11 protein-coding genes and 3 pseudogenes are annotated in these 11,855 nt (G+C 62.2%); 6 read left to right on the top strand and 8 right to left on the bottom strand.

Features of this window, described 5'->3' with window-relative positions:
- Positions 1 to 10: 10 nt before the first annotated feature.
- Positions 11 to 267: pseudogene (locus GHK62_RS33940) on the bottom strand (winged helix-turn-helix transcriptional regulator).
- Positions 268 to 496: 229 nt separating this feature from the next.
- On the opposite strand from GHK62_RS33940, the gene GHK62_RS10655 reads away from it, so the two are divergent.
- Positions 497 to 814 (top strand): DMT family transporter, encoded by a 318-nt coding sequence (locus tag GHK62_RS10655; protein WP_153438788.1) that lies wholly within the window; start codon positions 497 to 499, stop codon positions 812 to 814.
- 92 nt (positions 815 to 906) lie between these two features.
- Here the strand turns inward: GHK62_RS10655 and GHK62_RS10650 are convergent, their stop codons facing one another.
- The 4 genes from GHK62_RS10650 to dapD form a co-directional block, all read right to left on the bottom strand.
- Complete coding sequence (locus GHK62_RS10650) at positions 907 to 1,566, bottom strand: peroxiredoxin (protein WP_153438786.1); 660 nt, start codon at positions 1,564 to 1,566, stop codon at positions 907 to 909.
- 291 nt (positions 1,567 to 1,857) lie between these two features.
- Positions 1,858 to 3,738: a DEAD/DEAH box helicase gene (locus GHK62_RS10645; protein ID WP_153438784.1), complete on the bottom strand. Its 1,881-nt coding sequence runs from the start codon at positions 3,736 to 3,738 to the stop codon at positions 1,858 to 1,860.
- 152 nt (positions 3,739 to 3,890) lie between these two features.
- Positions 3,891 to 4,274, bottom strand: coding sequence for a DUF805 domain-containing protein (locus tag GHK62_RS10640; RefSeq protein ID WP_153438782.1), 384 nt, complete (start codon positions 4,272 to 4,274; stop codon positions 3,891 to 3,893).
- A gap of 4 nt (positions 4,275 to 4,278) precedes the next feature.
- Positions 4,279 to 5,136 (bottom strand): 2,3,4,5-tetrahydropyridine-2,6-dicarboxylate N-succinyltransferase, encoded by an 858-nt coding sequence (gene dapD / locus GHK62_RS10635; RefSeq protein ID WP_153438780.1) that lies wholly within the window; start codon positions 5,134 to 5,136, stop codon positions 4,279 to 4,281.
- 304 nt (positions 5,137 to 5,440) lie between these two features.
- On the opposite strand from dapD, the gene GHK62_RS10630 reads away from it, so the two are divergent.
- Entirely contained in the window at positions 5,441 to 6,340 is a 900-nt protein-coding gene (locus tag GHK62_RS10630; RefSeq protein ID WP_153438778.1) for an LOG family protein, read from the top strand.
- Between the two features lie 141 nt (positions 6,341 to 6,481).
- Here GHK62_RS10630 and GHK62_RS10625 read toward each other — a convergent pair whose 3' ends face one another.
- Together GHK62_RS10625 and GHK62_RS10620 are read right to left on the bottom strand one after the other, a co-directional pair.
- A complete protein-coding gene (locus GHK62_RS10625) occupies positions 6,482 to 7,003 on the bottom strand; it encodes an EF-hand domain-containing protein (protein ID WP_167528208.1) in 522 nt (173 codons plus the stop codon).
- A gap of 125 nt (positions 7,004 to 7,128) precedes the next feature.
- Positions 7,129 to 7,842 (bottom strand): pyrimidine 5'-nucleotidase, encoded by a 714-nt coding sequence (locus GHK62_RS10620; RefSeq protein ID WP_234886844.1) that lies wholly within the window; start codon positions 7,840 to 7,842, stop codon positions 7,129 to 7,131.
- 104 nt (positions 7,843 to 7,946) lie between these two features.
- On the opposite strand from GHK62_RS10620, the gene GHK62_RS10615 reads away from it, so the two are divergent.
- The 4 genes and pseudogenes from GHK62_RS10615 to GHK62_RS35190 all read left to right on the top strand — a co-directional run.
- Positions 7,947 to 8,861, top strand: coding sequence for a DMT family transporter (locus tag GHK62_RS10615; RefSeq protein ID WP_153438772.1), 915 nt, complete (start codon positions 7,947 to 7,949; stop codon positions 8,859 to 8,861).
- 65 nt (positions 8,862 to 8,926) lie between these two features.
- Complete coding sequence (locus GHK62_RS10610; RefSeq protein ID WP_153438771.1) at positions 8,927 to 10,006, top strand: bifunctional transcriptional activator/DNA repair enzyme AdaA; 1,080 nt, start codon at positions 8,927 to 8,929, stop codon at positions 10,004 to 10,006.
- The gene (locus GHK62_RS10605; RefSeq protein WP_153438769.1) at positions 10,003 to 10,779 is read left to right on the top strand and encodes an isocitrate lyase/PEP mutase family protein; all 777 of its coding nucleotides are present in this window, start codon (positions 10,003 to 10,005) and stop codon (positions 10,777 to 10,779) included. Before GHK62_RS10610 ends, GHK62_RS10605 begins: the two co-directional genes overlap by 4 nt.
- Positions 10,742 to 10,921, top strand: a pseudogene (locus tag GHK62_RS35190) (hypothetical protein); the annotation flags it as partial. The gene GHK62_RS10605 and the pseudogene GHK62_RS35190, both read left to right, overlap by 38 nt.
- On the opposite strand, the pseudogene argB reads toward GHK62_RS35190, so the two are convergent.
- Positions 10,888 to 11,634, bottom strand: a pseudogene (gene argB, locus GHK62_RS10600) (acetylglutamate kinase); the annotation flags it as partial. The pseudogenes GHK62_RS35190 and argB sit on opposite strands and share 34 nt — an antisense overlap.
- Between the last annotated feature and the right edge of the window lie 221 nt (positions 11,635 to 11,855).

Below are 11,855 nucleotides of genomic sequence, written 5' to 3'. Positions count from 1 at the left end.
CCCCCACAGCTCAATCGCGGCGTTCCGCATCATAGCGCTCGCGCGCGGCATCGAGTTCGCCGAAATGCGTTTCAGCCCAGCGATCGAGGACCACAAGCGTATCGCTCAGCGACCGCCCGACCGCGCTCAGGCGATATTCGACATGTGGCGGCACGGTCTGCTTGTCGTCGCGGATCACCAGTCGTTGCGCTCCAGTTCTTTGAGCGTCTGCGTCAGCATCTTCTGCGACACGTCGCCAAGCTTGCGCATCAGCGCGGCATTGCGCATCGGCCCCTGATCAAGAGCGGAGATGATCAGCATCGCCCATTTGCTGGCGACAAGCTCCAGCGCGTGACGGGAGGAGCACGTCGGATCGAAGACGCTCGGCGCCGAGGTCTCGGAATTCTCTGCCGGCTCTGAAGACATTTTCATAGTTACCAAAAGGTGCGTAATTGTCCTTTGGTGCCTACGCTACCAGATTGGGTCCAGAGATTCAAAAATCTGGATGGAGATGCCAATGGCATGGATCACGTTGCTGGCAGCGAGCGCCGTCGAAATCGCCATGGGGCTTGCGCTCAAATATGCCGAGGGCTGGACGCGGCTTGTTCCAAGCATCATCGGTGTGGTCGCGGCACTCGCCAGTGTCTATCTCTTGACGATCGCGATGCGGGAACTGCCAGCGGGCACCGCCTATGCTGCCTGGACCGGCATCGGATCGGTGGGCATCACCGTGCTTGGCATCGTTCTTTTCGGCGATCCGGTATCCTGGCTTCGCCTCGTCTGCATCGCCATGATCATCGTCGCGGTCGCAGGGCTGCGGTTTCTGGAGGCTTGAACCAGCTTGGCCTTCGATAGCCCGTGGCCCATGAAGCGCCGGGTGAACGTTTCATGGGCCATTTATTCAGCGCCGCTACGAGTTTGCAGGTGTTACGCGGTCGGTTGCTTCGTCTTCCGGAGATAAGGCAAGATCGTGTCGAAGGAGCCGAAACGCTGGATCGCGTCCTCGTTGGATACGGCAGCGGTAATGATGACGTCCTCGCCCTGTTGCCAGTTCGCCGGCGTCGCAACCTGGTGCTTGGCGGTCAGTTGGATCGAGTCGATCGCACGCAGGATCTCGTTGAAATTGCGGCCGGTGGTCATCGGGTAGGTGAGGATCAGCTTGATCTTCTTGTCCGGGCCGATGACGTAGACCGAGCGCACGGTGGCATTGTCGGCCGGTGTGCGGCCTTCCGACGTTTCGCCGGCATCAGCCGGCAGCATGTCGTAGAGTTTGGCCACCTTGAGGTCCTTGTCGCCGATCAGCGGGTATTCGACGTCGAAACCGGTTGCGACCTTGATGTCGTTCTTCCACTTGCTGTGGCTTTCCACCGGATCGACCGAGATGCCGATGATCTTGACGCCGCGCTTGCGGAACTCGTTCTCTATTCCGGCCATGGCGCCAAGTTCGGTGGTGCACACGGGTGTGAAATTCTTCGGATGGGAAAAGAGAACGGCCCAGCCGTCGCCGATCCATTCATGGAAATTGATCGTGCCCTGCGTGGTCTCGGCGGTGAAATCTGGGGCGGTTTGGTTGATACGGAGGCCCATGGTCTGCTCCTTTGCGGCTGGCGATTGTTTCGCGCAGAATAGCGCAATCGTGGCGGTTTTCGAGGAGGAAACGTGCGGGAACGATCCGCAAAAAGAATGTCCGCGGCGTGATTTACCGCTTTTGGAGAATAATATCGCTGAGGTACACGCAGTGCTGGCACTCATCGGGAAATGCTCGAGGAATGCAAACGCTTTCGCATGCCTCGCCGTTACGCTCCACGGCGTCCGGAGGAGGCCAGGCGCGCTGCTGCCAAGGTGGCAGCAGACAACGCGGGCCCAAAACCACGGTGATTAGTATTGCCTGTTCTTGGCGTTGGCGCGTTTCGCTTTGGGTTTGAAGCCGCCAGCGTCCTTTTGCGCTCCCGGCTTGCCCTTCTTGCCGCGGGGTTTGTCGTCCCGCTTCTCAAGGCGTGTCTCCTCGGCAAAGGCCGGCTTCTTTTCGAACTTGCGCTTCGGTTTGAAATCCTCGCGTGCTGCGTCGGCGGTCCGCTTCTTCGCGAATTCGGGCTTTTCCTGCCGCGGCTGGGACAGATCCGGGGTACCCGCGAGCGGCTTCACGCGAATGCCCTTTTCGAGCGTCCGGCTCGGACCGATTGCCGAGAGGAAGCGTTCGGCGCCTTCGGCCGTCAGTTCCACATAGGTCTCTTCCGGCTGCATCCGGATCGCGCCGATATCGCGCTTTGAAAGCTTGCCATGACGGCACAGCATCGGGATCAGCCAGCGCGGTTCGGCATTCTGCTTGCGGCCGACCGAGAGCGAAAACCAGCTACCCTCCGTGAAGTCGGCGCGCGGTGCGCCGAAATCATCGCGGGTCGTCGGAGCGGCATCGCGCCGCCCTTTCCTGCGGTCGTCCGCGAGAGAAACATCGGCGAGATCTTCCGGCGCCGAGCGACCGGAACGGAACTGCCGCACGAAGGCGGCTGCCACCTTCTCTGCGCCGTGACGGTCGATCAGAGCCCGCACGATCGCCTGTTCGTCCTCGCGCAGCGGCTCGTCGAACGCCGTATCGGCGACGATGCGCTCGTCGTCACGGCTCATAACCTCGTCCGCTGACGGCGGCTTTGCCCAGGTCGCGGTGATGCGCGCATTTTCCAAGAGCCTTTCGGCCTTGCGGCGTGCATTGACGGGGACGATCAGCGCGCTGACGCCCTTCTGGCCCGCACGACCCGTACGCCCGCTTCGATGCAGCAAGGTCTCGGGATTGGTCGGCAGATCGGCGTGGACCACCAGTTCCAGTCCCGGCAGGTCGATGCCACGTGCCGCAACATCCGTCGCGATGCAGACGCGGGCACGTCCGTCGCGCATCGCCTGCAGCGCATGGGTGCGTTCGTTCTGGCTGAGTTCGCCGGATAGCGCCACGACAGAGAAGCCGCGATTGTTGAAGCGGGCCGTCAGGTGATTGACCGCAGCGCGGGTGGAGCAGAAGACGATCGCGTTTCGTGCCTCGTAGTAGCGAAGCACGTTGATGATTGCGTTCTCGCGGTCGCTCGGCGTGACGAGCAGTGAGCGATATTCGATATCGCCATGCTGCTTCTGTTCCGATGCGGTGCTGATGCGTATGGCATCGCGCTGGTAATTTTTCGCAAGCGTTGCGATCGAGCGCGGCACGGTCGCCGAGAACATCAGCGTGCGCCGGTCTTGAGGCGCGGCTTCGAGGATGAACTCCAGATCCTCGCGAAAGCCGAGGTCCAGCATCTCGTCGGCCTCATCGAGCACGACGGCGCGGAGCGCCGAGATGTCGAGCGAATCCCGGCGGATGTGGTCGCAAAGCCGTCCCGGCGTGCCGACGACGATGTGGGCGCCGCGTTCGAGCGCGCGCCGTTCGCTGCGGATATCCATGCCGCCGACGCAGGAGGCGATGGTCGCGCCCGCCACCTCGTAGAGCCAGTCGAGTTCGCGCTTCACCTGCAGCGCCAGTTCGCGTGTGGGCGCAATGACGAGCGCGAGCGGTGCGCCGGCTGCGCTAAAACGCTCTGCGCCATTGAGGAGCGTCGGCGCAAGCGCAAGGCCGAAGGCCACGGTCTTGCCGGACCCGGTCTGGGCCGAAACCAGCGCGTCCGCGCCATCGAGCGCTGGATCGAGCATCGCCTTCTGTACCGGCGTCAGCTCGTTGTAACCGCGTCTTGCCAATGCCTCGGCGATCGCGGGCGCGATCCCTTCGAACTCAGTCATATCTTGTCTTTCGGATTTCGGTCTTCACGCCGACAGACGAGCGGATTTGGATCAGGTCGTCATCAGGCGTCAATTGCCGCGGCCAACACGTCGCGGGCCTGTTCATGGCGCGCTACATACGCGGCGGAAGCGCTCATGTACAGGCGGAATCTTTAGTGTCCGGGACCGTTGTTGGGGCCGCCGAACTCGTTCTGGCCCTTCGTGCCTGGCCACAGACAGAGGGCGATGAACACGATCGGGCTCAGCACCGGAATGAAAAGGCAGAGCGCTAGCGGGCCGGGATAGCCGATGTCATGCAGGCGCTTGATCGCCAGCATCGCGATGGAAACGGTCGAAAGGACGCCGGACACGATGAGCGCCAGTGTCCAGAGCGCCAATGCGGTGTCCTCGGTTTCGTTCTTCAGCATCTGCATGAGGAAGACGCCGCCGACGAGGAACCAGAAAAGCCAGGAAAGGAAGAAGGGGAGGCGGCCGATGCGGCCGGAGGGGCTGAAGAACAGCCAGGTCATGCTCGGCTGTTGCCCCTCCTCGGCCATCGCATCAGTCTCTGAGCAGTTCGTTGATGCCGGTCTTGGCGCGCGTCTTCTCGTCGACACGCTTGACGATGACCGCGCAATAGAGGTTCGGCGCCGGCTGGCCGTTCGCCATGGTCGAGCCGGACGGCATCGAGCCCGCCACGACGACGGAATAGGGCGGCACTTCGCCGTAGGTCACTTCGCCTGTCGCGCGATCGACGATCTTGGTCGACTTGCCGATGAAGACGCCCATGCCGAGAACCGAGCCTTCGCGCACGATGCAGCCTTCGACCACTTCCGAGCGGGCGCCGATGAAGCAATTGTCCTCGATGATCGTCGGTCCTGCCTGCATTGGCTCCAGTACGCCGCCGATGCCGACGCCACCGGAAAGGTGCACGTTCTTGCCGATCTGGGCACAGGAACCGACGGTTGCCCAGGTATCAACCATCGTGCCCTCGCCAACATAGGCGCCGAGGTTGACGAAGGACGGCATCAGGATCGCGTTCGGCGCAATATAGGCCGAGCGGCGGACGACGCAGTTCGGAACCGCGCGGAAGCCGGCCTTCTCGAACTCGTTGACGCTCCAGCCGTCGAACTTGGAGGGAACCTTGTCCCACCAGACCGACTCGCCGGGACCGCCCTTGACGAGCTCCATCGGGTTCAGGCGGAAGGACAGAAGGACGGCCTTCTTCAGCCACTGATTGACGGTCCAGGTGCCGTCCTTGCCGCGTTCGGCGACGCGGGCCTTGCCGCTATCGAGCAGGTTCAGCGCCGCTTCGACCGCTTCGCGGACCGCGCCGCGCGTGCCGGTATTGACGGCTTCGCGATTGTCGAAGGCGGTCTCGATGGTCTGCGACAGGGAGGCAAGGTCGTGGGTCGTCATCGGAATTCCTTATGTTCGGCGTTGTCGTGCAAGCTCTACTGCATAATTCCTTAAATCGGAACCGATTTGAGGACAAAGTTATGCAGCAATTCAAAGTCCTGCAGCGACCTCACGCGTCTTGATGACGCGTGCGCTGCAGAGGCATAAATCTGAAAAGTTGAAGCGCTTTTGGCTTCGACATCTCAGCAGGACTTGGCAAACTTCCGTGTTTCCGGCAGTAGGGACGCCTCTATGACCGAGGAAACACGACAGGGCGCGTCCGGACGAGATGCCGTCTGTTCGAAACGCGACGGGAAGATGAAATATGGCACGCATGAAGAAGCGCAATCTGCGCCGCAAGGATGGAGTTTGGGATCCGCTGGCCGACAGCTCGCAGAGCAGGCTGCGCGCCTCGACCGTGCCGCTGACGCCGCAGTCGGCCTCGCCGACCTATCGTCTCGCCTATGTCGACGATGATTTTCTCTGCCGCGAGGAACTGAGGCCGGTACGCCTGCAGCTCGAGCTCCTGAAAACGGAGATGATGCTCGAGGAGCGGGGGATCAATTCGACCGTGGTGATGTTCGGCGGCGCGCGTATCCCCGAACCGGGCGGCGAGGCTTGGGCGGCCAAGAACGACACGCAGCGCAAGAATCTCGAAGCGGCATCGATCTACTATGACGAAGCCCGCAAATTCGCACGGATCTGCTCGGAGCAGTCCGCCAAGCTCGGCTACAAGGAATATGTCATCGTCACCGGCGGCGGCCCGGGGGTGATGGAGGCGGGAAACCGCGGCGCGGCGGATGCGGGCGCCCCTTCGATCGGCCTCAACATCGTGCTACCGCACGAGCAGGCGCCAAACCGCTTCGTGACGCCGGAGCTGTCGTTCAATTTCCACTATTTCGCCATTCGCAAGATGCACTTCCTTCTGCGCGCCAAGGCGGTCACCGTGTTTCCGGGCGGCTTCGGCACGCTCGACGAATTGTTCGAAACGTTAACGCTGATGCAAACGGGCCGTCTGGCCCTGGTGCCGCTCATCCTTTTCGGTGAAAAGTTCTGGCGCACGATCATCAATTTCGAGGCATTGGCCGAGTTCGGCACGATTGCGCCGAACGACGTCGATCTCGTGCATTTCGTCGAGACCGCCGAAGAGGCCTGGGAGATCATCGCCCGGTTCTACGAGAGCATCGATCCGCGGTCGATACCGATGGCATCCGGACGGCGCTAGAACTACAGCGCCGCGCGTCTTATCGGACGCGCAAAGATCGCTGTAGCACTTTGAATTGCTGCATGTCTTTGTCCTTAAATCGAGGTCGGGATATGCAGTAGGAGATCTTGCCCTCTTCGATGACAAAGAGGGCGAGACGCATCAGACCTTTCTGGTAAAGTCGGCGGCGTCGATCATTCCGTCGCCATTGCGGTCGCGGCGCTTGAATATCCTTTCCGTGGCTGCAGCCACTTCGGCTGCGCTGAGAGTGCCGTTGCCATCGGCATCGATGCGCGCGAAGGCACGCGGCCGCATTCCCGGCAGCATGGCCGGGCGAGCTTCCCTGAGCCTGGCGATCGCCTGGTCCCGCTCCCCGCCGGTCTTCGCCCGGGCGTCGCGCCATGCTTTGCGCGCCTCGCGGAATGCCTGGCGCTTTGCCTCGATCTCGTCGCGGCTGATCTCACCGTCGCCGTTGGTGTCGAAGCTCTTGAAATTGTTCGAGATCCGCGCCTGGAGCTCCTGAAGGGAGACCTTGGAATCGCCGCTCGTGTCGAGGCGCTTGATCATGCGCTCCGCGCGCTGCTCGGGCATAAGCTTGTTTTTGGCGGCAAATGAAGGTGCTGAAAGACCGGTCAATGCCACGGCGAGGACCGTGGCGCCGAGAATGAAAGTCCTGTTGCGCATCATGCTTTCCTTCGATCAGTTATCCTGAGCAAAGGATAGGCAAGCGCGGTCCCGGCACCAGTTAAACTTTGGTAATTTAAGTCTCTGGCGGAAAAGCGGTTTTTCAGTGGTTGAATCGTGTTGCGTTAGGCCTGCGCCACCACCCGCCGCAGGAATCCAGTGAGGTTCTCGGTGACGTAGTCGATCTGCTCGTCCGCGTCGCTCGACGTCTCCCAGGCTTCCGCGAATTCGTATTCGAGGTTGTGCGGCACGAGCAGCACGGTTTTCATGCCGAGCGCCTTGGGGACCAGGAGGTTACGCGGCAGATCCTCGAACATGACGGCGTTGCGGGTGTCGACGCGGTGAAGGCTCATGAACTTGTCATAGGTGTCGCCGGCCGGCTTGGGCACGAAATTGGCGGCGACGATGTCGAAGATGTCGTCGAAATGGTCGAGAATGCCGAGCGCGCGCGCCGTCATCTCAGCATGGTGAACACTGCCATTGGTGAAGATGAACTTGCGGCCCGGCAACGCCTTGATCGCCTCGCCGAGCGCGGGGTCGGCCGGAACCACGCTGTAGTCGATCGCATGCGCCCTCTGCAGGAAATCGTTGGGATCGACACCGTGATGAATCATCAGCCCCTGCAGCGTCGTGCCGTGGTCGCGGTAATATTCCTTCTGCAACTTCTTCGCTTCCGCCGGCTCGAGCGCCAGGAGCTCGGCGACATAGGCCGTCATGTTGCGGTCGATCTGCGCGAACAGATTGACGTGGTGCGGATAGAGCGTGTTGTCGAGATCGAAGACCCAGTCTGTGACATGGGCGAACTCGGCATGGGTCGGAAGGCGGTCGAGCTTTTTCATGGCCGGGTTATGACATGGCAGGCTTACGAAGGAAAACGGATTTATTTTGTCTCGCACCGCGCGCACCAATGGATTGTCCGCCGCGCGCGTGCTAGCTCGCGAAAATGGAAACCTGGGTTCTTATCACCGTCGCCGCGGCCTTCCTTCAGAATGTCCGCTCCGCCATGCAGAAGCACCTGAAGGGCGTCATGCGCACCACCGGCGCGACCTTCGTGCGCTTCGGCTTCGGCTTGCCTTTCGCACTCTTCTACCTCGTCGTCCTCTGGCGTGGCGCGGGGCACCCCCTGCCGGCCCCGAACGGCACGTTCTTTCTCTGGGCAGTCATCGGCGGACTGGCGCAGATCGCCGCGACCTTCCTGCTCGTCCATCTCTTCTCGTTTCGCAACTTCGCCGTCGGTACGGCCTATTCCCGCACCGAACCAGCGCAGGCAGCTCTCTTCGGCCTGATCTTCCTGGGCGAGAAAGCGAGCCAGGGCGCGCTGGTGGCGATCGCCATTTCGGTGGTCGGCGTGATGCTCATCTCCGTTGCCCGCACCATGCTCAGCCCGCGATCGCTGGTGACTTCGGTATTCAGCCGCACCGCCGGTATTGGGCTTACGTCCGGCACGTTCTTCGGCCTTTCGGCCGTCTCCTATCGCTCCGCCTCGCTGGCGCTGGCGCCCAGCCTTCCTGCACCGGACTACATGATGCAGGCGAGCTTCACGCTCGGCTTCGTCATCCTGCTTCAGACCGTCGTGATGCTTGCCTGGATCGTGGTTCGCGAACCGGAGGAACTGCAACGCATCGGCGCTGCATGGAGGCCGGCCTTCGTCGTCGGCTTCGTCGGCGCCTCGGCATCCTTCGGTTGGTTCATGGCGATGACCCTGCAGCAGGCCGCGGTCGTCAAGGTCGTGGCGCAGGTCGAAATGCTCTTCACCTTCGCCTCGTCCTTTTTCGTCTTCCGCGAGTGGATCAACCGCCTCGAATTGTTCGGCTGTCTGCTGATCGTGGCCGGCGTCGTGATGCTCATCGTTCTTTAAGGGCGCCCGAAATAGCCGCCCGAATTTCGGCGGACGAGCCGTCCGTCCGGTGTTACAACAGCGGCATGCTTTTCGATTTGCCGAACGACGATATCCTTTACGACGCGCTTCTGGCCCGAAGCGTCGATTACGAAGGCCAGGCCTTCGTCTGCGTCAAGAGCACCGGCATCTTCTGCCGGCTCTCCTGCCCGGCTCGCAAGCCGAAGCGGGAAAACACGCTGTTTTTCGACAGCATCGCCGCCTGTATCAATTCCGGCTTCCGGCCCTGCGAGCGGTGTCGCCCGCTCAACCGACCATCCGACAAGGAGCCGCTCGTCAACGACCTTCTGAAACTGCTCGACCGCGCTCCGGATCGCCGCTGGACCGAGGACGATCTCGTCCGGCGCGGGTTCGATCCATCTACCGTGCGTCGTGCCTTCAAGCGGGTGCTTGGCGTCACCTTTCTCGACCTCGCCCGTCAGCGGCGGATGGGCGAGGCCGCCCGTCAGCTTTCGGGCGGCGCCAGCGTTATCGAAGCGCAGATCGATGCCGGATATGATTCGCCGAGCGGGTTCCGCGCCGCTTTCGCGAAGCTGATCGGTGAGGCGCCTGCTATGTCGCAGGGGCGCCAATTGCTCTTCGCCGATACAATCGAAACGCCGCTCGGGCCGATGGTAGCGGTCGCCGACAAGACGCATCTCCATCTGCTCGAATTCCACGACCGCAAGGCCCTGCCGACCGAAATGGAAAGCCTGAAACGCAAGACACGATCCGCCGTGGCACCTGGCCGGGTGCCGCCGATCGATCGGATCGAGGCGGAACTGAAAGCCTATTTTGCCGGCGATTTGAGCGAATTCCGCACGCCGCTCGCGCTCGACGGCAGCGCCTTTGAACGGGAGGTCTGGGCGGAGCTTGTAAAGATACCGGTGGGAGAGACGCGGTCTTACAGCGATATTGCGCGGGAGGTCGCCACGCTCCAGGCGGTGCGCGCCGTCGCCAAGGCAAATGGCGCCAACCGCATCGCGATTGTTATCCCGTGCCATCGTTGCATCGGCTCGGACGGATCACTGACCGGCTATGGCGGCGGTCTCTGGCGAAAGCAATGGCTGCTGCGTCATGAGGGAAAGTTGAAACCCGTTGGATTGTTTGCGGAGGATGTTCGATGAAACAGCAGGAAAAGGCGCTCGCCTTTGGAGCGTTGCATAGCAAGGGCGACCCGGTCGTTCTTTACAATATCTGGGATGCCGGCAGCGCCCGCTGCGTGGCCGAGGCCGGGGCAAAGGCGCTTGCCACCGGAAGCTGGTCTGTGGCGGCGGCGCAAGGGTTTGGCGATGGGCAAAAGATACCGCTCGCGCTCCTGCTCGAAATCGTCCGGCTGATCGACGGCGCGACGGACCTCCCGCTCTCGGTCGATTTCGAGGGCGCCTACTCCGAGGATGCGGCGCAGGGCGCGGCCAATGTTGCGCAGCTCATTGATGCCGGGGCGATCGGCATCAATTTCGAGGACCAGGTGGTGGGCAAGGGCGGTGTCCATGCCATCGACAAGCAGGCGTCGCGCATCCGGGCGATCCGCGAAATGGCAGAGCGTCGCGGCATAACGCTCTTCATCAACGCCCGCACCGACCTCTTCCTCCAGGAAGGCGACGCGACGCGCCATGCGGGGTTGCTCGATGAGGCGATCACGCGCGCCAAGGCCTATGCCGAGGCCGGTGGCAGCGGCTTCTTTGCGCCGGGGCTGGCCGATGCGGAACTGATCGGCAGGCTTTGTGCGGCGTCGCCCTTGCCGGTGAACGTGATGATGAAGCCTGGTGCACCGGATCTCGCCACGCTCGCGGCGGCAGGCGTCGGTCGGGTCAGCTACGGGCCGTTTCCCTACCGCGCCATGATCGCGTGGCTGCGCGGTGAGGCGCAGAAAGTCTACGAGAGCGCCGCTACATAATATCCGCGGCGCTGTCGTGCCAAATCACGGCACGATCAACGTGCCGGCGCCGCGTTCGGTGAAGATCTCGAGCAGGACCGAATGGGCGGTCTTGCCGTTGAGGATGACCACGCCCTGCACGCCGGCCTTGATCGCATCGATGCAGGTCTCGACCTTCGGGATCATGCCGCCGGAAATCGTGCCGTCGGCGATCAGCGCACGTGCCTGCGCCACCGACAGCTCCTTGATCAGCTCGCCCTGCTTGTTGAGCACGCCCGGCACGTCGGTCAGGAAAAGCAGGCGGGTGGCGTTCAGCGCTCCGGCGATGGCGCCGGCAAAGGTGTCGGCATTGATATTGTAGGTGTGGCCATCGCGGCCGGGGGCCACCGGCGCGATCACCGGAATCATTTCCGAGCGCGCCAGCAGATCGAGCAGCGTGCGGTCCACCTCGACGACGTCGCCGACAAAGCCGAGATCGAGAACGCGCTCGATGTTGGAGTCCGGATCGCGGGCGGTTTTCTTGGCCTTTTCGGCGAACACCATGTTGCCGTCCTTGCCGCAAAGACCGATCGCCCATTCGCCGGTCTGGTTGATGAGGGCGACGATTTCCTTGTTGATCGAGCCGGCGAGCACCATCTCGACGATCTCGACGGTCTTCTCGTCGGTGACGCGCAGCCCGCCCTCGAATTTCGATTCAATGCCCATCTTGGAGAGCATCGCGCCGATCTGCGGGCCACCGCCATGCACGACGATCGGGTTGACGCCGGACTGCTTCAGGAGCGCGATGTCGCTGGCGAACGCACGCCCCAGTTCCGGATTGCCCATGGCGTGGCCGCCATATTTGACGACGATCGTTTTGTTCTCGTAGCGTTGCATGTAGGGCAATGCTTGGGTGAGCAGGCGTGCCTGGATTTCACTTTCTGATGCGGACATGGCGGACCCTCGAAGAATATCGGCTGCTGTTTAGAGCCTTTCACGGCGAAAACGCAAGTTCCGGAAGGCCGGAATGATCGGGCCGCAACATAAAGCCCTAATGACACTGCTGCTGGCTCTGGCGCTCCCTCTATCCTATGGTGATGCTTTGAAGCCGCAAGGGG

Source organism: Sinorhizobium terangae, assembly GCF_009601505.1.
Taxonomy (GTDB): Bacteria; Pseudomonadota; Alphaproteobacteria; order Rhizobiales; family Rhizobiaceae; genus Sinorhizobium; species Sinorhizobium terangae.
Note: the sequence above shows the minus strand (reverse complement) of the source record. Positions and strands in the feature narration are given on the sequence as shown.